Here is a 24,978-nt window from a genome sequence, read left to right as displayed (position 1 = left end):
CCACTTTTTTAGTGCTACTCTTCTCTCTCTATCACTTCATCCGCAAGAAGTCTGTAGCTCTCAGCTCCGGATGATTTTGGGTCATACTGATTGATAGGCATACCATAGCTGGGCGCCTCTGCCAGCCGAATATTTCTTGGTATAATCGTCTTGTAGATATTCTGGTTTAAATTATCCTTCACGTTTTCAACAACTTGAAGAGAAAGATTTGTCCTGGCATCATACATTGTAAATACGACACCTTCTATTTCCAGGTTTGAATTCAAACGTTCTTTCACAAGCTCTATCGTATGTATGAGCTGGCTCAAACCTTCCAGTGCATAGTATTCACATTGAATAGGTACAAGTACCGAGTCTGCCGTCGTCATCGCATTGATCGTCAGCATACTCAGGGAAGGCGGACAATCGATAATAACAAAATCATAGTTGTCTTTTACTTTATCAACTTCATTCTTAATGATGTATTCCTTGTTGTCAATACCTATCAATTCTATCTCAGCAGCTGAAAGATCTATATTTGTCGGCAGAACATCCAGATTTTCCAATACATTCTTGCAGATTATCTCTTCTATCTGTGCTTCACCTATAATGAGATCATACACTGTCTTTTCAACGCTGTCTTTGTCAACGCCCAATCCGCTGGTCATATTCCCCTGGGGATCCATATCGATTGAAAGAACTTTTTTTCCTTTTTCCGCAAGACATGCTGAAAGATTGATGGCTGTTGTTGTTTTTCCAACTCCGCCTTTCTGATTGGCGATTGCTATTATTCTTCCCATTTTGCTTTACCTCTCTCAGTGATTATTAATAGTATATCACTTTTCTCTTCCATATTCCAGAATATGTTTCACGTGAAACATATTTTTTCTGTTTTCCATAAATGTTTCACGTGAAACATATTGCTTTTGGATATTTTTTATTTCTGGTTAAGTCTAAAATTCAAACAGCAGGTTCTGATGTTTCACGTGAAACATTTTATTCAGATATTCCTTTAGTTCTGTCCTGAGATATGATAAACTATTAGTATAATCATGGAAAGGAGAATTCTCATGAGTTGGAAAAAGGTCCTTACTATTACAACTGTTCTTGCCGGGGCAACTTCCGTTGGCATACATCTTATAAATAAGGCAATATATATTTCGGCTACAATAGATCATTTACTTAAACCCGAAACCGAGACTTATTATGACTGGAAATTTGGCAAAATATTTTACACAAAACAGGGACAGGGTACTCCTGTACTGCTTATACATGATTTAAACACCTCAAGTTCAGAGTACGAGTGGAAAAATATTGTCAAGACTCTTTCAGAGAGCAGGACTGTTTATACACTGGATCTCCTTGGGTGCGGGCGCTCTGAAAAGCCCAATCTCACATACACAAACTATCTGTATGTGCAACTCGTTAACGACTTTATCAAAAACATTATAAAAGAGAAGAGTGATGTGATTGTAACCGGACAATCCTCCTCCTTTATTCTGGGTGCCTGTCAAAACAGCAGCAATATCATCGGCAATATTATTATGATAAACCCAGCTGATATATATACGACAGCCCATATTCCTACCAACAGGAGTCGTATACTGACAAAACTCATTCTCCTGCCTCTTGTTGGAACCCTTCTCTACAACATACTTGTCAGAAAGGATAATATAGAGAAGCTTTTCAGAGAACACTACTTCTTCGATAAGAGTAAAATCAGACACGAAGATATTATGACTTACTACGAGACCGCTCACTATGGAAATTCATCATCCAAGTATCTGTTTGCAAGCCTCAGCGGAAATTATCTGACTGCAAATATAATGCTGTATCTGAAGGATCTCTCCAACAGCATATTTATTATAACAGGGACAGACGAGAAGAATAAAAGCGAAGCTGAAGAATATCAAAAGCTTCTCCCCTCAATCGAGATATTCAGCCTTTCAGAAGCCGGGTATCTGCCGCAGCTTGAGACGCCAGACAAGCTGCTGGAACAAATAAAGATCTGCCTCAATATAGAATAGAGAAAAGTATAGGATAGAGGTAAATATATAAGTATAGATATAAAAAGAACCGCTGCTAGTGCAGCGGTTCTTTTGCAGGAAGTCCGGCTTTTCTGGGAAACTTACCGGGAGTATTTCTTTCTTTTCTGATTTTCACAAAGGATCGGGCAATATCACTGTCCGGCAGGCAGAATTTCTCTACCGACTCAACCTTTCCTCCAAGGATGGGAAACGCCTTTTCCGACCTTTGCAGCTCCTCATCGATCTCCCCGGATTTGTAGGAGATAAAGAGCCCTCCCTTCTCTACATAGGGAAGGCAGTACTCTGAGAGAGTTGCCAGATTGGCGACTGCCCTGGACACGCAGAGATCATAGCTTTCTCTGTACTCTGCCTTTTTCGCATAATCCTCCGCTCTTCCGTGAAGAGCAGTGATATTCTCCAAAGAAAGCTCCTGGATCACACAGTTCAAAAATTTAATTCTCTTGTTTAGAGAGTCCAGAAGTGTGACCTTCAGGTGGGGATAAACGATCTTCAGGGGAATCCCCGGAAAGCCGGCTCCCGTTCCAATGTCAATCACTGTGGATATCTTCCCCATATCCTGCACCTTCGCGATAGCCAGGCTGTCAAGAAAATGCTTGTCATTTACCTCGTCATAGTCCGTGATCCCTGTAAGATTCATCACTTTGTTCCACTCCACAAGCATCTCATAATACCTGTCAAACTGCTCCTTCATTTCCTCCGTCAGGACGATCCCAAGCTGATTCAGTTTTCTATCAAATATTCTCTCTTCCATAAAATCTCCTGCTGTTATTACTCTCTATCTTTTCAACTGCTCCATATAGACAAGAAGCACGGAAATATCCGCCGGCGAGACCCCGGATATGCGGGATGCCTGTCCTAATGACACGGGCTGATACTCCTTCAGCTTCTGCACGGCCTCTATGCGCAGGCTTTTCACCTTGTCATAGTCGATATCTTCCGGTATTTTCTTGTTCTCCATCTTTTTGAACTGCTCTACCTGTTTTTTCTGTCTGGAGATGTATCCCTCATATTTTATATTTATGTTAACTTGTTCCTGTACCTCTTCTCTCAGGTCATCGGGGAACTCTGGTCTGTCACTGTCCAGGGGAGTGAGGATTTCGTAGGACAGCTCTGGCCGACGTATGAGCTCCGCCAGGTTGGAGCCGGATGTGAGGGGTGTGCTCCCGTGTTCCTCCAGAAGATTCTGTACCTCCTCCGTAGTCCCCACATAGGTCCTCTTCAGGCGCTCCGTCTCCTTGCGGATAAGTTCTTCCTTTTTCAGCAGCCTGTCGTATCTCGCCTTGTCTATGAGACCGATCTCGTAGCCCTTCCTGGTCAGTCTCTGGTCCGCGTTATCCTGCCTGAGCAAAAGGCGGTACTCTGCCCTGGAGGTCATCATCCGGTAGGGCTCATGGCTCTCCTTGGTGACAAGGTCATCCACAAGCACACCGATGTAGGCCTCCGACCTGTCCAGGATAATGCCCTCTTTCCCCTGCAGCTTCCTGGCCGCATTGATGCCCGCCAGAAGTCCCTGCGCCGCCGCCTCCTCGTAGCCGGAGCTGCCGTTGAACTGACCGCCGCTGAAAAGTCCGTCTATGGCGCGAAATTCCAGGGTGGGGCGAAGCTGCCTGGCGTCAATGCAGTCGTACTCAATGGCGTAGGCGTTTCTCACGATCCTGGCATGTTCAAGTCCGGGGACAGAGCGGTACATCTCATACTGCACATCCTCCGGCAGAGAGCTGGACATACCGCCTATATACATCTCGTTTGTCTCCAGTCCCTCCGGCTCTATGAAGACCTGATGCCGGTTTTTGTCCTCGAATTTCACCACCTTGTCCTCGATGGAGGGACAGTACCTTGGTCCGGTTCCCTCTATCATGCCGGAAAACAGGGGGGATCTGTCCAGATTTTTCCTGATAATCTCATGCGTCTTCTCATTCGTGTAGGTGAGCCAGCAGGATACCTGATCCTTCTGGATGCTGTCCGGATCTGTCGTGAAAGAGAAGGGAACAATCCTCTCATCCCCTTTTTGCTCCTCCATCCTGCTGAAATCCACCGTATTTTTGTCAATCCTTGCAGGAGTCCCGGTCTTGAAGCGATACATCCTTATGCCCAGCTCCTTCAGGCACTCTGTCAGATAGTTGGCGGCCTGGAGGCCATTGGGGCCTGTGTTGGTGCTCACATCCCCATAGATACACCTGGCCTTCAGGTAGGTGCCTGTACAGAGCACGACTGCCTGGCACCGGAAAATGGCGCCGGAGTAGGTCTGCACGCCGGTCACTTTTTTTCTGCCATCCACATCCTCTGTCAGGATGTTCACCACTTCCGCCTGCTTGATCTCCAGGTTCTCCTGATTTTCCAGAACCTGGCGCATAGTCCTGCTGTAGAGGGCCTTGTCGGCCTGAGCCCGAAGAGAGTGAACGGCAGGGCCCTTTGACTTATTGAGCATCTTGGACTGGATAAAAGTGCGGTCAATGACCTTTCCCATCTCTCCTCCCAGGGCGTCCACCTCCCGCACCAGATGTCCCTTTGAGGTTCCCCCTATATTCGGATTGCAGGGCATGAGGGCAATGCTGTCCACGCTGACCGTGAACACAATAGTCCGAAGCCCGAGCCTCGCGCAGGCAAGGGCAGCCTCACAGCCGGCATGGCCGGCCCCGATAACCGCCACGTCATAGTGATCCTTATTTTCCCATACAGAATTTACTGAAAATTTCATTGACAAGATCCTCTCCTACTGTCTCTCCTGTGATCGTTCCAAGAGACTCATAGGCATCCATCAGATCTATAGAATAAAAATCCTCCGGCATGTCCATATGAATACTCTCCAATACCTTTTCCAGGCTCTGGCGTGCGCTCTCCAGCGCATGCTTCTGCCTTGCGTTTGTGATATACACTTCACTGTTAAAGGAAATGTCGCCGTGATAGAACATCTCCTTCACAGCCTGCTCCAACTCCTCTATCCCCTCTTCCTCCTTTGCGGAGACAGACAGGACAGGGGGCTCCTCCATTCCCTGCTCCCTGCACATCTGCCGGATCTCCTCATCTCCTGTCCTTCGTGCCAGGTCCGATTTATTGAGAAGAATGATGGATTTCTTTCCGGCGATAAACCGGAAGATCTTCCGGTCGTTTTCATCCAGGGGCAGGGAGGAATCCACCACGTAAATGATGAGATCCGCCTCCCTGGCCTGGCTCAGGGCTCTGTCCACACCGATTTTTTCCACCTTGTCGTCGGTCTTTCTGATCCCCGCCGTATCCACAATGTTCAGGGAAATACCGTGCAGATTCATGTGCTCCTGCAGGATATCCCTGGTAGTTCCGGCTATATCTGTGACGATGGCCCTCTCCTCTCCCAGGAGCATATTCAGTACGGAGGACTTTCCCGCGTTGGGCTTTCCCACGATCACGGTCTGCACTCCCTCTTTCATGATACGGCCGTCGTCCGCAGAGTCCAGAAGTCTCTGAATTTCATCCAGCAGCTCCTCAACATCCCTCTCCAGAGTCTGTCCGTACCCGTCTATGCTGATATGCTCCGGGTCATCCAGGGCAGACTCAATGAAGGCAGTGTGATAGAGGATTTTGCTGCGTATCTCCTCCACCTTCCTCTTCACGCTTCCCTTCAGCTGACTGACAGAACTCTTCAGAGCGTAGTCATTCCGGGACTGGATCACGTCGATGACCGCCTCCGCCTGGGAGAGATCCAGCTTGCCGTTCAGGAAGGCTCTCTTTGTAAATTCACCCGGCTGGGCCGGCCTGGCCCCTCCCCGCAGACACGCCTCCAGCACTCTTCGGAGGACGTAGACTCCGCCGTGGCAGTTGATCTCCACTGTGTCCTCGCCGGTAAAGGTGTGAGGCCCTCTCATGAGCATGACAAGGACTTCGTCTATGGTCTCCCCGTCTTCCTCTATATACCCGTAGTGGATCGTGTGGGATTTCTGCTCTGAGAGCTTCTTGTTCCTTTTTCCTCTGTAGATCCTGTCCGCAATCTCAAATGACTCCTCCCCGCTCATCCTTACAATCCCTATGCCAGCCTCGGACATGGAGGTGGATATGGCGGCGATGGTACTGCTTTCACTGTACATCCTCGTTTCTCCTTTCCCCGGAGTTAAAAAGGCAGAGGTTAAAACCTCTGCCTTCTTTTTATTTTCTCACCAGTGTCACTACTACGCGGCGGTAAGGCTCCTCGCCCTCGCTGTGTGTTGTTACATTTTTGTCTCCCTGCAGAGCAGAGTGGATGATCCTTCTCTCATAGGGATTCATTGGCTCAAGAGTAACCGGCTTTCTTGTTCTCTTCACCTTGTGGGCAATGTTTTTTGCCAGATTTTCAAGAGTCTCTTTTCTTCTCCTTCTGTAATCCTCTGTGTCCAGCTTCACTCTCACATAGCCGGCCTGCATCTTGTTGGCAACCCTGTTTGTAAGATACTGGAGGGAGTCAAGCGTCTGTCCTCTCTTACCGATGAGAATTCCCATGTTGTCACCCTTCATATCAATGGCAAGAGCGCCCTCCTCGTCAAGCTCAGAGTGGAGCTCCACATCCATGTGCATAGCCTCAAGAACGCTGTGAAGGAATTTCTCACACTCACTGATGGTAACGTCCTCCACCTTTGCAAGCTCTGTCTCGCGTTTGATCGCCGGCTTATCTTCGGATTTATTTTCTTTCTTTGACTCTTTTTTTGTTTCCTTCTTGCCTGTTTTCTGAGGGGCTTTCTTTGGCTCTCTGTTTTCTCTTCCAGGCTTCTTCGACTCCTTTTCCTCTTTTACGTCCAGAGTGATATCGCTTGGAACCGCCTCTTTTATAAGCTCCTCCGCGATCTCGTCCACAGTCTCCTCCTGGGGATCCTCCTTTTTCCAGGCCCGGATCACAGCCTGCTTCATGCCAATTCCGAGAAATCCGGGACTTCCCTTTTCAATGACATCATATTCCAGTCTGTCGCTTGTCACTCCAAGCTGAACAAGAGCCTCTGTGATGGCATCATCCAGTGTCTTTGCCGATACTGTAATCTCTTCTGTGCGTCTGCCTTCCATTATGTTCTCCCTCCCTATATCCACTTAGAGGGACCTCTTCATCTAAGAAAAAGTCCCTTCTTATGTTCTAATTATTTTCGTTGTACTTTTTGACCAGATTTGCCTTGGAAGCAAGACTTCCTTCTTTTGCCGTGTTTTTGTTGTTGGCAGCCTTCTGAAGCTTCTCTTCCTTCGCCTTGTCTGTCTGTACAGATGTCTTTGCCTTGCTCTGGATGCTTCTCGTGTTTGTCTGGGCCATGGCATTGATCTTCTCTGCCCTTTCGCCCCTCTTCTCACGCTTCTTGGCAGCCTTCTCTTTATTTTTCTCGATGAGCTCGTCCACAGATATCTTCTTCAGGTGTTTGTTGATAAATATCTGCTGCAGACATCTTACCACGGCGCTGATGATCCAGTAAAGACCGAGACCAGCCGGAAGTGATACAACGACAAACAGTGAGAACAGAGGCATCGTAATGTTCATTGTCCTCATGGTGCTGTACATCGGGTTGTCCTTGTCCATAGCCTGTCCAGAGAGAGCCTGTGAGAGCTTCATGCTCAGGAACTGTGTCAGGACAGATATAGCCGGAAGGGCGATAGCTGTGATGACAAGTACCACTGCCGACACGCCGAACTGCTCAGAGATCTGCGCTCTGTCAGCAAACATCTGCATAGGTGACAGGGACAAATCCGGAATGGTCAGGAATTTCTGCACATCCGCCGGAGCGTCCTTGATGGCAGGTACATATTTCTCCATCTGGTAAACCACCGGGTACAGTGAGAACAGCAGTACCATCTGCAGGAGCATGGGGAGACATCCTCCTGTCATGGATGTTCCGTATTTGTCATATACCTGCTGCATCTCCTCCTGCATCTTCATCTGGGATGCCTGATCTCTCTTGTTCTTGTACTTTTTCTGGATTGCCTGAAGTTCAGGGTTCATGACCGTAGTCATCTTGGATGTTCTCTGCTGCTTAATGGTAAGCGGCATCATGATCATATACACGAGTATTGTGTACAGAATGATCGACAATCCTACCAGACCTACGTCTGAGGGGAGAATTTTATCCAGTATCTCATAGATAAAATTCATGACTATACCGAGCAGATCCGCGATCTGCCCTATGATGGGCCAGTTCGCGGCTGTCAATACTACACCTTCCATATTTTCTTTTCCTCCGTTCGCAAGGGTCAAATCACCCCAGCCTGCATTTTCTTACCTGTTATTTTGTGCTGGCTACGGAACCGGATCGTAGCCTCCTTTTGAAAAAGGATTGCAGCGGAGTATCCTCCAGACAGCCAGAAGCCCTCCCTTGAGCGCCCCGTACTTTTCGATTGCCTCCACCGCATACTGGGAGCATGTAGGAAAATAGATACAAGTGGAATGTCCCTTGAGAGGAGACAGATATTTCTGATAAACTCTCACCAGACCTATCAAAATCTTTTTCACGATACATCACTCCGTTTTATTTTATTGATTTATCTGTATCATCCTGTGAAGGCGCCCCAGATGCAGGAGTGCGCTTTCAATTTCACGGCAGCCTTTCCCTTTCGCCGCCGCTCTGGCTATGACCACTATATCTTTACCGCATGGGAACAATTCTTCATTCAGACGATAGCTTTCACGTATCAACCTTGTCAGTCTGTGCCTGACAATACTGTTGCCAACCTTCTTGCTGACGGAGATCCCCAATCTGTTTTTTTCAAGACCATTATCTGTTACATACATGACCAGATACCGGTTGGCATTGGATCTTCCGTTTTTGTAGACATGCTGAAAATCTCTGTTCTTTTTCAGTGATTCGGAAAATTTCATTTTCATCTCCTGATTTTAAGAGAAGAAAAGGCCACAATAATGCGGCCTACGCTGATAATTTTTTTCTTCCTTTAGCTCTTCTTGCAGCAAGAACCTTTCTTCCGCCTGCTGTGCTCATTCTGGATCTGAAACCATGAACCTTGGCTCTCTGTCTCTTTTTTGGCTGGAATGTCATTTTCATAGATATCCACCTCCCTTATATTTTACACAGGAATACTCCCGCACTTTTCTTAGACATCAGTTTTGATTATATTCAATAAATCCCGTGAAGTCAAGCAAAACCGATGATTTCATGAAGTTTTTCCTTTCGCCGGCCTCCTGCCGGGCTCATCCTGGTTCAGCCCCTTTGCGCCTGGCATTATATAATATAGAAAGAAAAGTTATCAACAAAATGTGGATATCTTTTCAAAATTATGTGGATAACCACAATTTTTGTGTGGATTTCAAAGCTGAAAGGCTCTGTTTTAGGCATTTTTTCATTTTCCAAAACTTATCCACCCCGATTTCTCATTGCCTAATACCTTATTTTGATGTAAAATAGATTAGAATAAGCATATGATACAATGCATGAAATGTATGTTAGATTAGGAGTTATTTTGTAATGAACATCGTAGAAGAAAAATGGCCGGAAATTATCGAACACCTCAGAGTGGAGCACGAGCTCTCCAACGTGTCCTTCAACACCTGGATCAAGCCTCTGAAGGTATATAAAGTAGTAGATCATACGGTTTTCATTCTTGTCAATATGAACGCCAGCGTTGAGTACATTGATAAAAAGTACAGACTCCCGCTGAAGGTTTCCATTGCCGAGATCACGGAGAAGGAATTCGAGGTCGTTCTTGTGTCGGAAGATGACGACCGCCTGGACGAGATCATGGAGATGGCTTCCAAGGCTTCCGAGAAAAAACGCACAAAGACGGCCGCTCAGAAGGCAGGGCTTAACCCCAAATATACATTTGACACCTTTGTGGTGGGCGGGAACAACAGCTTCGCCCACGCCGCTTCCCTGGCAGTGGCTGAGTCCCCGGGAGAGGTTTACAATCCTCTGTTCCTCTACGGAGGCGTGGGACTGGGCAAGACCCATCTGATGCACTCGGTGGCTCATTTTATACTGGATAAAAATCCAAAAAAGAAGGTTCTGTATGTAACCAGCGAGACATTTACGAACGAGCTGATCCAGGCGCTGAAAAATCCAAAGGAGAATTCCATGTCGGATTTTCGCGATAAATATCGCAACAACGACGTTCTTCTGATAGACGATATTCAGTTTATTATAGGAAAAGAGAGTACGCAGGAAGAGTTCTTCCACACCTTCAACCACCTCCACACAGCTGGAAAGCAGATCATCATCTCCAGTGACCGTCCCCCGAAGGACATCGAGACACTGGAGGCAAGGCTGCGCACCCGTTTTGAGTGGGGACTGATCGCGGACATTTCCGCCCCGGACTACGAGACGAGGATGGCCATCCTGCAGAAGAAGATCGAGATGGACTCTCTGCAGAAGTACAATATTCCCGACGATGTGCTGGAGTACATCGCCACCAATGTAAAGACGAACATCCGTGAGCTGGAGGGATCCCTGAACAAGCTGATCGCCCTCTACAAGCTCCAGAACAACCAGGAGCAGATCGACATTCCCCTCGCTGCGGAGGCTCTGAAGGACATCATCTCCTCCCAGGCCAACAGAGAGGTGACGCCGGAGCTGATCCTGGACGTTGTGTCCGAGCACTTCGGCATCAGCATCGCAGATCTCAAGAGCAGCAAGCGGACGGCTGAGATCGCCATCCCCCGGCAGATCTTCATGTATCTGTGCCGTGAGATGACAACAGCCTCCCTGAAGGTGATGGGAATCGTCCTTGGAGGAAAGGACCACTCCACCATCAACCACGGAATTAAGAAGATCCAGGCTGAGATCAAGGAGAACGAGAGTCTCAGCAACACCATTGACATTATAAAGAAAAAAATCAATCCTGTCTGATATACACAGATACACTGACAGGATGGGGATAAATGTGGACAACCTGTGGAAAGGCTGTGAAAAACCATGTGGACAGGATGTGTACAGTGGAAATCAACCATTCCTTTTTCAAAAACACAAAAAAGTTTTCCCACCTCCTTCCACATGTAAATTTTATGGTTTCCACCATTTTTTCAAAACCGTGTAATGCTTACAGACACTGGGCTTGCGGTACTTTTCCACTCTATCCCAAGCCCTACTACGGAGAAGACGGAAAATCTATTATATATTTATCTATATACAGGCGCGCGAAAGGAGTTATACACAGATATGAAAATCATATGCAGCAAAGCAGATCTTGCAAAGGGAGTCGGAATCGTATCCAAGGCAGTGCCGTCCAAGACGACCATGCCTATCCTTGAATGTATACTGATCGATGCCACACTTGATATTATCAGGCTGACGGCCAACGATATGGAGCTGGGTATCCAGACTGAGATAGACGGAGATATCAGAGAACACGGAATGATCGCCATAGACGCAAAAATCTTTTCAGAGATCGTCCGCAAGCTGCCAGACAGCGATATTGTTATAGAGACAGATGAGAAGGATCAGATGACCATCACCTGCGAAAAGGCCAAGTTCGATATTATGGGAAGATCCGGAGATGATTTCTCCTATCTCCCTGTCATCGAAAAGACAGAGACAGTGACCATTTCCCAGTTTACCCTGAAGGAAGTGATCCGCCAGACTATTTTCTCCATCGCTGACAACGAGAGCAACAAGCTCATGACAGGAGAGCTCTTTGAGATCAAGGACGGCGTTCTCAGAGTGGTATCCTTGGATGGACACCGCATTTCTATACGAAAGATCGAGCTGAAGGAGGAGTGCCAGGACCACAAGATCGTTGTCCCCGGCAAGACCCTCATGGAGATCAGCAAGATTCTCTCCGGCGAGGCGGAGAGCCAGGTAAGCATGTATTTTACCGGCAATCATATTGTGTTTGAGTTTGACAGGACGGTTGTCGTGTCCCGCCTGATCGAGGGAGAGTATTTTAAGATCGATCAAATGCTCTCCAGCGACTATGAGACTAAGGTGCGGATCAACAAGAGAGATTTCCTGAACTGCATCGACAGGGCTACTCTGCTCGTCAAGGAGGGAGACAAGAAGCCCATTATCATCAATATCGGAGACGATGTGATGGAGCTGCGGATCAAATCTCAGTTCGGCTCCATGAACGAGGACATCATGATCACCAAGGAGGGAAAGGATCTGATGATCGGCTTTAACCCCAAATTCCTCATCGACGCCCTCAGGGTCATCGATGACGAGGAGGTGGATCTCTATCTCATGAACGCGAAGGCGCCCTGCTTTATCAAGGACGAGACAGAGAGCTATATCTACCTGATCCTTCCTGTCAATTTTAACGCGATTTAGGAGTGAAGACTATGCAGGTTTTACATCTAAGAGATGAGTTTATCAAGCTGGGGCAGGCCCTGAAGGCTGCCGGTCTTGTGGAGTCCGGCGTGGAGGCCAAGGAGGTCATCCAGGAGGGGCTTGTGAAGGTGAACGGCCAGACAGACACACGGCGAGGAAAGAAGCTCTACCCGGGAGACATTGTTTCTTATAACGGAGAAGAAGTGAAAATTGAAGATTAGATCTTTAAAGCTTAAGGATTTCAGAAATTATGAGCTCCTGAAGCTGGAGCCGAGCGGCTCTACCAACATTTTTTACGGGAACAACGCCCAGGGAAAGACCAATATACTGGAGGCCGTCTACATGTGCGGCACTACCAAATCCCACAGGGGCACAAGGGACAGGGACATGATCCGTTTCGGCCAGGAGGAGTCCCACATTGAGGCTGTGGTGGAGAAGAGGGGAATACCCTATCAGATCGACATCCATCTCAAGAAAAACAGTCCCAAGGGCATAGCAGTCAACAAGATGCCGATCCGCAAGGCCAGTGAACTATTTGGCATTGTCAACATTGTTTTCTTTTCTCCGGAGGATCTGAACATTATCAAAAACGGGCCCTCGGAGAGAAGGAGATTTATAGATCTTGAGCTCTCCCAGCTCGACAAAGTATATCTGAGCAATTTATCAAACTACAACCGCATCGTGAACCAGAGAAATCATCTGCTCAAGGATCTGGCCCGCCAGGAGGCGGCGGGCAGTTCTCTTGCGGAAACTCTTGACATCTGGGATATGCAGCTGGCCGGGTACGGCGAGAAGATCATAAAGGCGAGAAAAAAATTTGTGATCCAGGTAAATGATATTATTTCTGACATACACAGAAGACTCACCGGCGGACAGGAGAACATAGAGGTGAAGTACGAGCCGGACACAAAGGGGCAGCCTCTCCAGGAGGCCCTGCGAAGAGGGAGGGAGAGGGACCTGCGGATGCGCAGCACCGGCTGCGGTCCCCACAGGGATGATATATGCTTTATGACAAATGGTATCGATATCCGAAAATTCGGCTCCCAGGGTCAGCAGAGGACAGCGGCTCTGTCCCTGAAGCTTTCCGAGATAGAGCTTGTGAGACTGCTCACAAAAGATACGCCCGTCCTGCTTCTTGACGATGTCCTGTCTGAGCTTGACAAATACAGGCAAAACTATTTACTGGACAACATCCACGATATACAGGCTCTCATCACCTGCACGGGTGTTGATGAATTTGTAAATCATCGATTTTCTATAAACAAAGTATTTCATGTCCATCAGGGACATGTGACCATGGAAAACTAGGAGGAGATTATGAGTACAGAAAAGGTACAGCACGAGTATGGGGCGGACGAGATCCAGATCCTTGAGGGGCTGGAGGCTGTCAGAAAGCGCCCGGGAATGTATATTGGAAGTACATCGGCAAGGGGACTCCACCATCTTGTCTATGAGATAGTGGACAACTCTGTGGATGAAGCCCTTGCAGGCTTCTGCGATAAGATCCATGTGCAGATAAACAAGGACAATTCAGTCACTGTGACAGACAATGGCCGCGGCATCCCGGTGGGGATCAACCACAAGGCGGGCATTCCGGCGGTGGAGGTTGTCTTTACTGTACTCCACGCAGGCGGAAAATTCGGCGGCGGAGGATACAAGGTGTCCGGCGGTCTCCACGGTGTGGGAGCCTCTGTTGTGAACGCCCTCTCCAACTGGCTGGAAGTGGAGATCTTTCATGAAGGAAAAATCTATAGACAGAGATACGAGCGCGGAAAAGTCATGAACAAGCTGGAAATCGCGGGGGACTGCGAGGAGGGAAGGAGCGGCACAAAGGTCACCTTTCTCCCTGATGACACCATATTTGAGGAGACAGTTTTTGATTTTGACGTGCTCAAGAGGAGACTGCGGGAGATGGCCTTCCTCACCAGAGGCCTCAGGATCATCCTCACAGATGACAGGCCGGAGGAGGGACCCGTGGAAAAGGAGTTCCACTATGAGGGGGGCATCAAGGAGTTTGTCACCTACCTGAACCGGAGCAGCACGCCCCTCTATGAGGATGTCATTTACTGCGAGGGCATGGTGAACAATGTGCAGGTGGAAGTGGCCATGCAGCACAATGATTCCTACACAGACAATACCTACGGGTTTGTAAACAACATCACCACACCGGAGGGAGGAACCCACATTGTGGGCTTCCGAAACGCCCTGACCAAGACATTTAACGACTATGCGAGAAAGAATAAGCTGCTCAAAGACAGCGAGCCAAATCTTTCCGGAGAGGATATCAGAGAGGGACTGACAGCCATCGTCAGTGTCAAGATAGAGGAGCCCCAGTTTGAGGGACAGACAAAGCAGAAGCTTGGGAACAGCGAGGCGAGAGGCGCTGTGGACAATGTAGTGAGCAAGCAGCTGGAGATTTACTTAGAGCAGAATCCGACGATCGCAAAGACCACAGTGGAGAAATCCGTTCTTGCCCAGAGGGCCAGGGAGGCGGCCAGAAAGGCAAGGGACCTGACCAGGCGTAAATCAGCCCTGGACGGCATGTCCCTTCCGGGAAAGCTGGCCGACTGCTCTGACAAGGACCCGGCCAACTGCGAGATTTATATCGTGGAGGGGGACTCCGCCGGCGGATCCGCCAAGACAGCCAGGGACAGGGCTACCCAGGCTATCCTTCCTCTCAGGGGAAAAATCCTGAACGTGGAGAAGGCACGCCTGGACAAGATCTACGCCAACGCGGAGATAAAGGCCATGATAACAGCATTCGGGACAGGCATACATGAGGATTTTGATATTTCCAAGCTGCGGTACCACAAGATCATCATCATGACAGACGCGGATGTGGACGGCGCTCACATAAGCACGCTTCTCCTGACATTTATGTATAGGTTTATGCCGGAGCTGATCAAGCAGGGATATGTATATCTGGCAAAGCCGCCTCTCTACAAGCTGGAGAAAAACAAAAAGGTCTGGTACGCTTACAGCGACGAGGAGCTGGACTCCATCCTCCGGGAAGTGGGAAGAGATACAAATAATAAGATACAGCGCTACAAGGGTCTGGGAGAGATGGATGCGGACCAGCTCTGGGAGACGACTATGGATCCCCATCACCGCATCCTGATGAGAGTGACTATGGACGAGGAGACCACATCCGAGCTGGATCTGACATTTACCACCCTGATGGGGGATAAGGTGGAGCCAAGGCGTGAGTTCATAGAGGAAAATGCAAAATACGTGCAAAATCTGGACGTATAGAAAGGTAGAGGACAATGGAAGATAATATTTTTGATAAAGTCCAGGAAGTAGATCTGAAAGAGAGAATGGAGAAATTTTACATCGACTACGCCATGAGTGTTATTGCTTCCAGAGCTCTTCCGGATGTGAGAGACGGTCTGAAGCCGGTGCAGAGAAGGATACTGTACTCCATGATCGAGCTGAACAACGGTCCCGACAAGCCCCACAGGAAATGTGCCCGTATTGTCGGCGACACGATGGGTAAATATCATCCCCACGGGGACAGCTCCATCTATGGAGCACTGGTAAATATGGCTCAGGATTGGTCTACCAGGTATCCTCTTGTGGACGGACACGGAAACTTCGGCTCTGTGGACGGGGATGGCGCGGCTGCCATGAGGTACACGGAGGCCCGCTTAAGCAGGATTTCCATGGAGCTGACAGCGGACATCAACAAGGACACGGTAGATTTTAAGCCCAACTTCGACGAGACGGAGAAGGAGCCTACTGTCCTGCCGTCCAGATTTCCCAATCTCCTTGTGAATGGAACATCCGGTATTGCCGTGGGAATGGCCACCAACATCCCGCCCCACAACCTCCGCGAGGTCATTGACGCGGTGGTGAAGATCATTGATGACCAGATTGGGGACAAAGAGACCACCACAATGGAGGAAATCCTGCAGATCATAAAGGGACCGGATTTCCCGACAGGAGCCACCATCCTGGGAACAAGGGGAATCGAGGAGGCCTACCGGACAGGACGTGGCAAGATTAGGGTTCGGGCCGTGACGGATATTGAGACCATGCCAAACGGCAAGAGCCGTATCATTGTCACAGAGCTTCCATACATGGTGAACAAGGCAAGGCTCATCGAGAAGATAGCCGAGCTTGTGAGGGATAAGAAGATTGACGGCATCACAGAACTGAGCGACCAGTCCAGCCGGGAAGGCATGAGAGTGTGCATTGAGCTCAGAAGAGATGCCAACGCCAATGTGATCTTAAATCAGCTCTACAAGCACACCCAACTCCAGGATACCTTCGGCGTCATCATGCTTGCTCTTGTCAACAACGAGCCTAAAGTCATGAACCTTCTGGATATGCTGAATTGCTATCTGCAGCACCAGGAGGAGGTCGTGACGAGAAGAACCCGGTATGAGCTGAACAGAGCGGAGGAGAGAGCCCACATCCTCCAGGGACTGCTCATCGCCCTGGACCATATCGACGAGGTGATACAGATCATCCGCAGCTCTGCCAACGTGCAGGAGGCAAAGGCGGAGCTGATGAAGCGCTTCGACCTCTCGGACGCACAGTCCCAGGCTATCGTGGACATGCGTCTGCGGGCTCTGACAGGTCTGGAGAGAGAGAAGCTGGAGAACGAATACAATGAGCTGATGAAGCGCATCGGCGAGTTGAAGGCGATCCTGGCCGACAGAAAGGTCCTCCTGGGCGTCATAAAGGAGGAAATCCTTGTCATCAAGGACAAGTACGGAGATGACCGAAGGACGAAGATCGGCTACGATGAGTTTGATATCTCTATGGAGGATCTGATCCCAAAGGAAAATGTGGTCATCACCATGACAAAGCTTGGCTATATCAAGCGCATGTCTGAGGATACATTTAAATCCCAGCACAGAGGAGGAAAAGGCATAAAGGGCATGCAGACAATAGATTCTGACTATGTGGAAGAGCTCTTTATGACGCACACCCATGACTATATCATGTTCTTTACAAACACGGGCCGGGTGTACAGGATGAAAGGCTATGAGATACCCGAGGCAGGAAGGACTGCCAGAGGAACGGCTATCATCAATCTTCTGCAGCTCCAGCCGGAGGAGAAGATCACGGCCGTCATCCCGATTGACGAGTACAGGGATGGTGAGTACCTCTTCATGGCCACAAGGAGAGGGCTTGTGAAGAAGACACCTATCAAAGAATATGCCAATGTGAGAAAGACAGGGCTTGCGGCTATCACGCTTCGGGATGACGACGAGCTGATAGAGGTGAAGTATACAGATGATCAGAAGGATATCATATTAGCCACAAAATACGGGCAGTGTATCCGCTTCCACGAGACTGACGTGCGTCCTACGGGAAGGACCTCTATGGGTGTAAGAGGAATGAACCTGACAGACCACGATGAGGTTATCGGAATGCAGCTTGACTCCCAGGGAAGCCACCTTTTGATCGTGTCTGAAAAGGGAATGGGCAAGCGCACCGCCATGGAGGAATTCTCCCCCCAGAACAGAGGCGGAAAAGGTGTGAAATGCTACAAGATAACTGAGAAGACAGGAAATGTGGTAGGCATCAAGGCTGTGGATGAAGAGGACGAGATCATGGTCATCAACACAGAGGGAATCGTGATCCGCATGAGATGTAGCAGCATCTCCATACTTGGAAGAATAACCTCAGGTGTAAAATTAATAAATTTACAGGAAAATGATAAGGTTGCCAGCATCGCGAAAGTGAGACAGGGCGACGAGGAGGAAGAGGAGACGACTGAAGAGCAGGAAAATGAGTAAGGGCGAGCAGTTACTAGAACAATTTGTAAAAACAGCTCTGAAATAGACAAATGAAAGGACTGACACAGCATTGGGAATTGCTCGTGCCAGTCCTTTATATTTGCGTGTCTGACTAACAGACGTCCTGAAACCTGCTGTCCTTCAGGTTTGCCAGAATGATTTCCGCAGTCTTTACAACCGTTCCGGAAACCATTTTTGTGCAGTGTGCCTTTCTCTCAGGAGACTGCTTTTCCATTCCCCTAGTCAGCACACGGCAGCAGGCGGCTCCGTAATTTTCTTTAAAAAAGTCATGGAGTTCATTGCAGAGCTTGAAGCAGAGCTGATTGCGGGGATCTCCCGGCTCTGTGCGCCCGTAAAAGTAGCCGATGCACATGGTTCCGCCAGCCAGAGCGCCGCAGATGCAGCCCGCTCCGCCAAGCCCCCACGGAAATCCGGAGCTTATGGCAATCGCGTCGTCAGACATCTCAAGCTCAAAATTTTTCTTGATAGCGTAGATAACAGACTCTGAACAGGTGAAGCCGGAGTTGAAAATATGTACGGCATCTTCCCTCAATTTCTCCATATCGATCGATGTATTCATAGAAAAAACCTCCTTTTGTAGATATTATAGGACGGAGGGGGAAAAACTGCAATTGGGGACGTAATATTTTGCAAAAATATTACGTCCCCAATTGCAGTTACCCCTGCCCTATTGTGTATCATCTCCCCTGTATTGTTGCAATTAATCTACAATTGAAACCAAAAAATATCGATAAACAATAAATAAATATTGAAATTCAATCTATCATGTGTTATATTCCTCTTAGAAAGTAACAGGTCAAAATGGAAATCAAGATAAAAAGAAATGTGGAAGGGAGAGATAGACGTATGAGAAATGAAAAGATTGTCAGGGCCACAAAGCTGATTCTGGATTTTATGTTTTATTCGGGAATTGTAGTTGTGGTGACGCTTCCGTGGACGCTGAAGCTGGCGGGAAGGTACTATGAGGCTGTTATACTGGAGCAGTATGTTCCCATGCTGCTTACGCTGGCAGTTTCCGGAATATTCGGAATATTGATTGTGGGGCAGCTTCGGAAGATGATGAGGACTGTGGTAAACGGCTCCTGCTTTGTGTATGCGAACGTGAAGAGCCTGCGACTGATGACAGGCTTCAGTCTCTGTATCTCAGCGGCGTTTCTTGTTGAAATGTTCTTTGTGCCCACTATTGCGACCGTGGTGATTGTGGTTATCTTTTTCGTGGCAGCGCTGTTCAGCCAGGTTCTGTCACAGGTCTTCGATGAGGCGGTCCGGTATAAGGAGGAAAATGACCTGACTATATAATGAAACGGAGAATAAGCAGCAGGAGGTGGCAAAAAATGGCGATCGTGATCGATTTGGATGTGGTCATGGCACAGAGAAAGATGGGAGTCAAGGAGCTGTCTGAGAGGATAGATATTACCATGGCAAACCTGTCTATCCTGAAAAATAACAAGGCAAAGGCAGTCAGATTTACAACACTGGATGCCCTATGCAGAGAGCTTGGCTGCCAGCCGGGAGATATTCTGAAATATGTCCCGGACGAAGAAGAGCAGGAGGTGGAGTAAAAGAATGGACGAAGCAGGTAAATTTGTAGAAAATAATCGGTATTTTGCAGGAATGAGTCTTTTATATGGAGTCCTGTTTACTGCCTTTTGTTATAAAAATCTAAACGGAATGGCTTTTTTACTGCATGCGGTCATGACAGTGGGAATTGCATTTCTCTTTTTTGACAGACTGGGGATGTCCTGCAGGAGAGAATTTTTCCCCTATGGCCTGGGAATTCTCCTTCTTGGAGTTTCCACAGTGATGACGGACTCGGGATTTCTCGTGGTTTTTAACTGGACGGGGATCATGCTCCTCTTTATGGCGGGAATGATCCGCTGCTTCTGTGGAGATGAGGAGTGGCAGTTTTCTGCTTACCTGAGAGCGATCCTGGTCATGGGAGTCAAGACTGTGCTCTATTCCTTTCATATCTTTCACATCAAGACCTGGAGAAAGGGAAGTGTGGAAATGATGGAGAAAATGGGGGAGGAAAGTGATCAGGAAAGGAAGAGAAAGGAGAAAATGAGCTCCATGGTGACAGGGATTGCGATCGCGGCTCTTCTGCTTGTGGTCATCTTTCCGCTCCTTGCAAGCTCAGACCGGGTGTTTGCAGGTATTTTTGAACAGATTTTCCGGATGCCGGAAAACCTGAATATTAGCTCTGTTGTGGGAATGGTGTGCATGACCCTCTTTGGTGTGCTGCTTATCTATGGCGTCTTCTGCGCCTTTGCATCCGGAGGATGCAGGAAAAAGGAGAGGGAAAAGAAAAATTACGAGGCGGTCACAGGCATCACCTTTACTGCAATCCTGGCTGCTGTATACGTACTGTACTGCTGCGTCCAGATTTATGTTCTTTTTTTGAAAAATGAGGGCGGACTTCCGGATGGCGTTACATACGCGAGCTATGCCCGGGAGGGATTCTGGCAGCTGCTTTTTGTGGGCATCATCAATCTCATCCTTGTTATTTCGGTTGTATATGCATTTCAGAAAAACAGAATTTTAAAGATTATACTGACGATCATATGCGGATGTACCTTTATCATGAATGTATCTGCCATGTACAGAATGTTCATGTATGTGCGTGTGTATCACATGACATTTCTTCGAATTCTTGTGCTCTGGTTTTTGATACTAAATATGGTCATGATGATGGGAGTAGTGATTTTTGTTTATAAAGAAAATTTTTCGTTATTCAGATTTGTGACAGCTACCGTCTCCTGCGGATATATCCTGCTGTCCTTTTTGCATCCGGATTATCTGGCTGCATCCTACAATATCCGTACGATGGAACAGATGACCGCTGCTGATGCGGTCTATATGCTGGACACATCCTCCTATGACGCGGCGCCGGCTCTGGCAGAAATTAATGTGGGAGAACTGGACTACTCAGACGGACTTTACACAGAGAGAATGGTGGAAAATATTCATTGGCAGTATTTCAGGCGGGCACAGCAGGACATGGACAGAAGAAGTCCAAGAGAATACAACTTTTCCGTGTGGAAGGCATCCAGGCTCTCACCCCGGGATGTGGATCACGAAGGTGGAGAGGATTAAGCCGGAGAGTGTTTCTGAAAAAAATTAATTAATTTCTCCTGGGCGGGCGTGATGTGTCCGCCCTTTTTCATGCACATGACCACCGGAATAGCCGTATCCTCCTTAAGTGGAACAAGACGAACGTTTTCATGGTGGAAAATTTCAAAATTACTCCCGGGCAGGAGACTGACCCCCTCGCCGATGGAGACGGCGCTTATGATGGACTCCACCCTTCCGGTGCGGACAATAGTGGGAGGGATGCCGCGGCTCTGGAAAAGCCCGGTGCAGAATTGAAAGACGGACGTATAGCGGTTCATCAAAATGAGAGGCATCTGCGCCAGAGTGTCAAGAGAAAGAGGAGAAGGACATGGGGAAAAAAGCTCCCTGCAAAGCTCTGACGAGAAGCCCAGCTTCCGACAAAGTGGCTCACTGTCCGGCAGGACAGCAAAGAGGTGGTCATCCGCAAGGGGAAAGACAGAAGCATGCAAATTCTCCACCATATTTTTCCTGGAGATAATCAGAGTATATTTCCCGTTTAAAAGTCCGGGAAGGAGGTCTGGCTCCGCCACCTCCTCGAGAGTCAACCGGATGTCAGGGTATTTTTCTGAAAATTCTCTGAATTTGCCAGTCAGGTGGTACAGTGGAAGAATGGGGAGCGTGCCAAGACACAATGTCTGCTCTTTCAGGCGGCGGTAGGGAGCCAGGTGCTCCAACGAATTTTTATATTCATCCGAAAGCCTGAGACAGTCCTGATAGAAAATCTTACCTGCCTCAGTGACAGATGCCCTGCGGCGGCTTCTGTCGAGAAGCTTTACATCCAGCTCTTTTTCCAGCTTCATGATCTGTTTGGAGAGAGCGGACTGGGTGATGTGGAGCTTTTCAGCTGCCTCAAAAAATGTATTATTTTCTACAACCGCAATAAAATCTTGGATCTGATCAAAGGTCATGAAAATTCTCCTCTATCTGTGTAAATGTATATGCATAAAATTATTCATTCCGTTTTGGAATTAATTGTACCACAAATTGAATTGATAGGATACAGAAAAGCAGATAAAATAGAGCTGGAAATTAAATGCAGGATGAACAGGAGGAAATGGAATGGAAAATAAAGTAAACGATCTTCGCAGCGCACTGGCGCTTCTGAAATCCATACCGGGACAGCTGATCGAGACAGATGCGGAAGTAGAGCCCATGGCCGAACTCTCCGGCGTGTACAGACATGTGGGAGCAGGAGGGACTGTGATGCGCCCTACAAAGGAAGGCCCTGCCAGCGACCAGTGCTGGCTCATTAAGGTGACAGCCGTGACTCACAGGAAGGATCCCATCATGCAGACCTGCATTGGACCCAGCGAGGAGCACGTGTCCATGGCGGGCATCCCCACAGAGGCCAGCATTTACGGCATGATCGAGAAGGCCATGCCGGGAAGGCTGAAGAATGTGTACTGCGCTTCTCCGGGAGGTGGAAAATATATGGCTGTCCTCCAGTTTCAGAAGCTCTCGCCAAGTGATGAGGGAAGGCAGAGACAGGCGGCTCTCCTTGCTTTCTCCGCCTTCAGTGAACTGAAGCATGTGTTCATTGTGGACGAGGATGTGGACTGCTTTGACATCAATGATGTGCTCTGGGCTATGAACACCAGGTTTCAGGGAGATGCGGACATTATTACCATACCAGGAGTCCGCTGCCATCCGCTGGATCCCTCCAATGACCCGTCCTGTTCGGCGAGTATCAGGGATCACGGTATTGCCTGCAAGACGATTTTTGACTGTACAGTACCCTACGATCAGAAGGAGCGGTTCGTGAGAGCAAGGTTTATGGACGTAGAGCCAGAAAAATAGGTGAAAGATGCAAAATAGTGAATTGAGAAAGAAAAAAATTATCGTTGCAGCTACAGGTGCAAGTGGGATGCCGATTTTGCAGGAATGTCTGCAGATGATCCGTCAGGAGCCCGCGTATGAGTCAGTCCTCATCATGAGCAGGAGCGCGGTACTCACCATGGAGCACGAGCTGGACTGCACAAAAGAAGAAATAGAGAAGCTGGCAGATCAGGTGTACAGCCCGGAGGAAACAGGGGCCGGGCCTGCCAGCGGCTCCTACAGAACGGCGGGGATGCTGATTGTCCCCTGCAGCATGAAGACAGTGGCCGGCATCTGCGGCGGCTATGCGGACAACCTGATCCTCCGGGCCGCTGATGTGACCATCAAGGAGCAGCGGTCTCTTGTCCTGGCAGCACGGGAGACGCCCTTAAGCCCCATTCATCTGAGAAATATGTATGAGCTGTCCAGAATGCCGGGAGTCCGGATCATTCCGCCTATGCTCACCTTTTACCAGAAGCCGGAGTGTATTCAGGATATGATACACCATATAGCCGCCAAGCTTGTGGAGCCCTTTGGAATTGAGGCAGAGGGATACCGCCGGTGGGAGGGAATCTAGCCAGAAGAGTCGGAAGAAGCATGTCTTAGAGGAAAATTTAAATGGAAGAAAAAGTGATAGAAAGAGAGCTCTCTTTTGCAAAATTAACTATAAAGTTTACAAAGGTTGGAAAAGATTATCATATACTTCTCCAGGGAGGAGACAGTTCACATATTGGCTGTACAGTGCTGGCTCTTCCCCGCCCTTCCCTTAAGGGGGATGGGAGACCTGGAAGCACAGCCTCTGTCATCAATGTGACAGGACACAAGGACGAGTATCTGTGCCGGTACCTGGCAGAGAAGATGGCCGCGTTCAGGAATGCCACGGTGGTGTGCACCGGCGGCTTTCATGTGGACGGGATCACAGAGGAGCAGATCGGAGAGGTCCAGAGGGCTGTGGAGGAGATTGAAATATAAAGAAAAGATAACCTACAGTAAAAAAGCCCTCCGGATACGATGTTGATCATCAGCCGGAGGGCTATCTGTATGATTTTGTGAGAATTCAGATCTGGGCGCCTTTCACAGCCCTGTAGCTAATACCAGTAATGACCAGGGAGAAGACGGTCAGCGACACCATCCCGATGAAGGGATTGCCGTTGGAGGTGTCCGAATATCCCATGCAAAAGAGAAAGAGGGACATCAGTCTGGCAAAAACTTCCGGGAAGGCCACCATGAGGACAGGGATGCCTCCGACTACCAGAAGGGGAAGCCCAACCGCAATGCCGATCTTCCCGGACTTGGGAGAGCGGTAGAAGCAGATGGATATGAGATACCCCACCACAAAGAAGGCGTACATGAGAAGGAAGGTGATCACCAGCTCTATCAGCAGGCGCAGCACAGGGCCGGCACTGGTCATATAGCCATAGTAGAGTGTGGAGGAGAGGGTCATATAGGTTATATTGCTGCCGGGCAGCGCCTCAAACACGTGGAGGGCCAGCACATCCATGATGGACATGACAGCGCTGAGGACTACAAGGCACATGCAGGCGCCAGCGAAAATCTTCTTTCTGGAGACGCTGTTCTGCATAAACAGGTAGAAATACTCCCGGAACATGCAAAGCCCTACGATGAAACAGAAGAACTCGGAGGAAAATCCAAGCCCGCCTCTCTTCGTGCTGCCGGTCACGTTCAGCCCGACTACAGCGAGAGCAATGATAAGGATGATGACGAGATAGTAGACGACAAGCGCCTTGGCAAGGTCAAAACACTGATATTTCAAAATCTTTTTCATACTCTTTAACACTCCTTTCAGATCAGATACAGCTACATAGAGGTGAGTTGGATAAACAGCTTCTGCAGGTCCATGGCTGACCTCTCCAGACCTTCAGGCATCCGAGAGCCCGTATCGCCGCAGATGTAGACTGACTTCAGCCCGCCGATCGTGTCTGAGCCGATCACCTCCGCACCAGCCGGCAGGGAGGAGACATAGGCGTCCACCTGAGAGATGGTTCCGGACACTGTGCAGCTGTTTTCCAGGATGCTGTCCCTGGACTGATTTTTCAGAATTTC

24 protein-coding genes and 2 pseudogenes are annotated in these 24,978 nt (G+C 48.6%); 13 read left to right on the top strand and 13 right to left on the bottom strand.

Annotation, left to right across the window (positions count from 1 at the left end; all coding sequences use genetic code 11):
- Window positions 1-14: 14 nt before the first annotated feature.
- Window positions 15-779, bottom strand: a complete 765-nt coding sequence (locus tag NI21_RS0109825) for a ParA family protein (RefSeq protein ID WP_033126071.1) — start codon at window positions 777-779, stop codon at window positions 15-17.
- A 270-nt stretch (window positions 780-1,049) separates the two neighbouring features.
- Here NI21_RS0109825 and NI21_RS0109820 point away from each other — a divergent pair, with 270 nt between their 5' ends.
- Entirely contained in the window at window positions 1,050-2,006 is a 957-nt protein-coding gene (locus NI21_RS0109820) for an alpha/beta fold hydrolase (RefSeq protein WP_033126070.1), read from the top strand.
- A gap of 55 nt (window positions 2,007-2,061) precedes the next feature.
- Here the strand turns inward: NI21_RS0109820 and rsmG are convergent, their stop codons facing one another.
- The 8 genes from rsmG to rpmH all read right to left on the bottom strand — a co-directional run bounded on the left by rsmG (window position 2,062) and on the right by rpmH (window position 9,004).
- On the bottom strand, window positions 2,062-2,778 hold the full coding sequence (gene rsmG / locus NI21_RS0109815; RefSeq protein WP_033126069.1) for a 16S rRNA (guanine(527)-N(7))-methyltransferase RsmG: 717 nt from the start codon (window positions 2,776-2,778) through the stop codon (window positions 2,062-2,064).
- A gap of 24 nt (window positions 2,779-2,802) precedes the next feature.
- Window positions 2,803-4,725, bottom strand: a complete 1,923-nt coding sequence (mnmG, locus tag NI21_RS0109810; protein ID WP_033126068.1) for a tRNA uridine-5-carboxymethylaminomethyl(34) synthesis enzyme MnmG — start codon at window positions 4,723-4,725, stop codon at window positions 2,803-2,805.
- Window positions 4,691-6,088, bottom strand: a complete 1,398-nt coding sequence (gene mnmE, locus NI21_RS0109805) for a tRNA uridine-5-carboxymethylaminomethyl(34) synthesis GTPase MnmE (RefSeq protein WP_033126067.1) — start codon at window positions 6,086-6,088, stop codon at window positions 4,691-4,693. The genes mnmG and mnmE overlap by 35 nt, the downstream gene beginning before the upstream one ends.
- Before the next feature lie 58 nt (window positions 6,089-6,146).
- A complete protein-coding gene (gene jag, locus NI21_RS0109800; RefSeq protein ID WP_033126066.1) occupies window positions 6,147-7,031 on the bottom strand; it encodes an RNA-binding cell elongation regulator Jag/EloR in 885 nt (294 codons plus the stop codon).
- Between the two features lie 67 nt (window positions 7,032-7,098).
- On the bottom strand, window positions 7,099-8,172 hold the full coding sequence (locus NI21_RS0109795; RefSeq protein ID WP_033126065.1) for a YidC/Oxa1 family membrane protein insertase: 1,074 nt from the start codon (window positions 8,170-8,172) through the stop codon (window positions 7,099-7,101).
- Between the two features lie 72 nt (window positions 8,173-8,244).
- Window positions 8,245-8,457 carry a membrane protein insertion efficiency factor YidD gene (gene yidD, locus NI21_RS0109790; RefSeq protein ID WP_033126064.1) on the bottom strand — a complete coding sequence of 71 codons (213 nt, stop codon included), beginning with the start codon at window positions 8,455-8,457 and terminating at the stop codon, window positions 8,245-8,247.
- A 21-nt stretch (window positions 8,458-8,478) separates the two neighbouring features.
- A complete protein-coding gene (gene rnpA / locus NI21_RS0109785) occupies window positions 8,479-8,823 on the bottom strand; it encodes a ribonuclease P protein component (protein ID WP_033126063.1) in 345 nt (114 codons plus the stop codon).
- 46 nt (window positions 8,824-8,869) lie between these two features.
- On the bottom strand, window positions 8,870-9,004 hold the full coding sequence (rpmH, locus tag NI21_RS0109780; protein WP_021859823.1) for a 50S ribosomal protein L34: 135 nt from the start codon (window positions 9,002-9,004) through the stop codon (window positions 8,870-8,872).
- Window positions 9,005-9,424: 420 nt separating this feature from the next.
- Between rpmH and dnaA the strand changes: the two genes are divergently transcribed.
- From dnaA to gyrA, 6 genes are all read left to right on the top strand, one after another.
- Complete coding sequence (dnaA, locus tag NI21_RS0109775) at window positions 9,425-10,801, top strand: chromosomal replication initiator protein DnaA (protein WP_033126062.1); 1,377 nt, start codon at window positions 9,425-9,427, stop codon at window positions 10,799-10,801.
- A gap of 309 nt (window positions 10,802-11,110) precedes the next feature.
- On the top strand, window positions 11,111-12,217 hold the full coding sequence (gene dnaN, locus NI21_RS0109770; RefSeq protein WP_033126061.1) for a DNA polymerase III subunit beta: 1,107 nt from the start codon (window positions 11,111-11,113) through the stop codon (window positions 12,215-12,217).
- 11 nt (window positions 12,218-12,228) lie between these two features.
- The gene (locus NI21_RS0109765; protein WP_033126060.1) at window positions 12,229-12,438 is read left to right on the top strand and encodes an RNA-binding S4 domain-containing protein; all 210 of its coding nucleotides are present in this window, start codon (window positions 12,229-12,231) and stop codon (window positions 12,436-12,438) included.
- On the top strand, window positions 12,428-13,525 hold the full coding sequence (recF, locus tag NI21_RS0109760) for a DNA replication/repair protein RecF (RefSeq protein ID WP_033126059.1): 1,098 nt from the start codon (window positions 12,428-12,430) through the stop codon (window positions 13,523-13,525). Before NI21_RS0109765 ends, recF begins: the two co-directional genes overlap by 11 nt.
- Window positions 13,526-13,534: 9 nt before the next feature.
- Window positions 13,535-15,469 carry a DNA topoisomerase (ATP-hydrolyzing) subunit B gene (gyrB, locus tag NI21_RS0109755; RefSeq protein WP_033126058.1) on the top strand — a complete coding sequence of 645 codons (1,935 nt, stop codon included), beginning with the start codon at window positions 13,535-13,537 and terminating at the stop codon, window positions 15,467-15,469.
- A 14-nt stretch (window positions 15,470-15,483) separates the two neighbouring features.
- Window positions 15,484-17,967 carry a DNA gyrase subunit A gene (gene gyrA / locus NI21_RS0109750; protein ID WP_033126057.1) on the top strand — a complete coding sequence of 828 codons (2,484 nt, stop codon included), beginning with the start codon at window positions 15,484-15,486 and terminating at the stop codon, window positions 17,965-17,967.
- A gap of 112 nt (window positions 17,968-18,079) precedes the next feature.
- Here gyrA and NI21_RS0109745 read toward each other — a convergent pair whose 3' ends face one another.
- Window positions 18,080-18,547 (bottom strand): C-GCAxxG-C-C family protein, encoded by a 468-nt coding sequence (locus tag NI21_RS0109745; RefSeq protein WP_033126056.1) that lies wholly within the window; start codon window positions 18,545-18,547, stop codon window positions 18,080-18,082.
- 287 nt (window positions 18,548-18,834) lie between these two features.
- Here NI21_RS0109745 and NI21_RS0109740 point away from each other — a divergent pair, with 287 nt between their 5' ends.
- The 3 genes from NI21_RS0109740 (at window position 18,835) to NI21_RS0109730 (ending at window position 21,081) form a co-directional block, all read left to right on the top strand.
- A complete protein-coding gene (locus tag NI21_RS0109740; protein WP_033126055.1) occupies window positions 18,835-19,287 on the top strand; it encodes a DUF2975 domain-containing protein in 453 nt (150 codons plus the stop codon).
- A 35-nt stretch (window positions 19,288-19,322) separates the two neighbouring features.
- A complete protein-coding gene (locus NI21_RS0109735; RefSeq protein ID WP_033126054.1) occupies window positions 19,323-19,550 on the top strand; it encodes a helix-turn-helix transcriptional regulator in 228 nt (75 codons plus the stop codon).
- Window positions 19,551-19,659: 109 nt separating this feature from the next.
- Complete coding sequence (locus NI21_RS0109730; protein ID WP_197052621.1) at window positions 19,660-21,081, top strand: DUF4153 domain-containing protein; 1,422 nt, start codon at window positions 19,660-19,662, stop codon at window positions 21,079-21,081.
- On the opposite strand, the gene NI21_RS0109725 is transcribed toward NI21_RS0109730, so the two are convergent.
- On the bottom strand, window positions 21,078-22,007 hold the full coding sequence (locus NI21_RS0109725) for a LysR family transcriptional regulator (RefSeq protein ID WP_033126053.1): 930 nt from the start codon (window positions 22,005-22,007) through the stop codon (window positions 21,078-21,080). The two genes, NI21_RS0109730 and NI21_RS0109725, sit on opposite strands and share 4 nt — an antisense overlap.
- Window positions 22,008-22,308: 301 nt before the next feature.
- Between NI21_RS0109725 and NI21_RS0109720 the strand changes: the two are divergent.
- The 3 genes and pseudogenes from NI21_RS0109720 to NI21_RS0109710 form a co-directional block, all read left to right on the top strand.
- Window positions 22,309-22,896, top strand: a pseudogene (locus tag NI21_RS0109720) (UbiD family decarboxylase); the annotation flags it as partial.
- Between the two features lie 67 nt (window positions 22,897-22,963).
- A complete protein-coding gene (locus NI21_RS0109715; protein WP_369792791.1) occupies window positions 22,964-23,491 on the top strand; it encodes a UbiX family flavin prenyltransferase in 528 nt (175 codons plus the stop codon).
- Between the two features lie 41 nt (window positions 23,492-23,532).
- Complete coding sequence (locus tag NI21_RS0109710) at window positions 23,533-23,886, top strand: hypothetical protein (RefSeq protein WP_033126050.1); 354 nt, start codon at window positions 23,533-23,535, stop codon at window positions 23,884-23,886.
- A gap of 85 nt (window positions 23,887-23,971) precedes the next feature.
- Here the strand turns inward: NI21_RS0109710 and NI21_RS0109705 are convergent, their stop codons facing one another.
- Together NI21_RS0109705 and NI21_RS16890 are read right to left on the bottom strand one after the other, a co-directional pair.
- Complete coding sequence (locus NI21_RS0109705; protein WP_033126049.1) at window positions 23,972-24,700, bottom strand: hypothetical protein; 729 nt, start codon at window positions 24,698-24,700, stop codon at window positions 23,972-23,974.
- A 32-nt stretch (window positions 24,701-24,732) separates the two neighbouring features.
- Window positions 24,733-24,978: pseudogene (locus tag NI21_RS16890) on the bottom strand (ABC transporter ATP-binding protein); the annotation flags it as partial.

Source organism: Eubacterium sp. ER2, assembly GCF_000765215.1.
Lineage (GTDB): Bacteria > Bacillota > Clostridia > Lachnospirales > Lachnospiraceae > Claveliimonas > Claveliimonas intestinigallinarum.
This window is presented reverse-complemented; position numbering and strand designations above follow the sequence as displayed.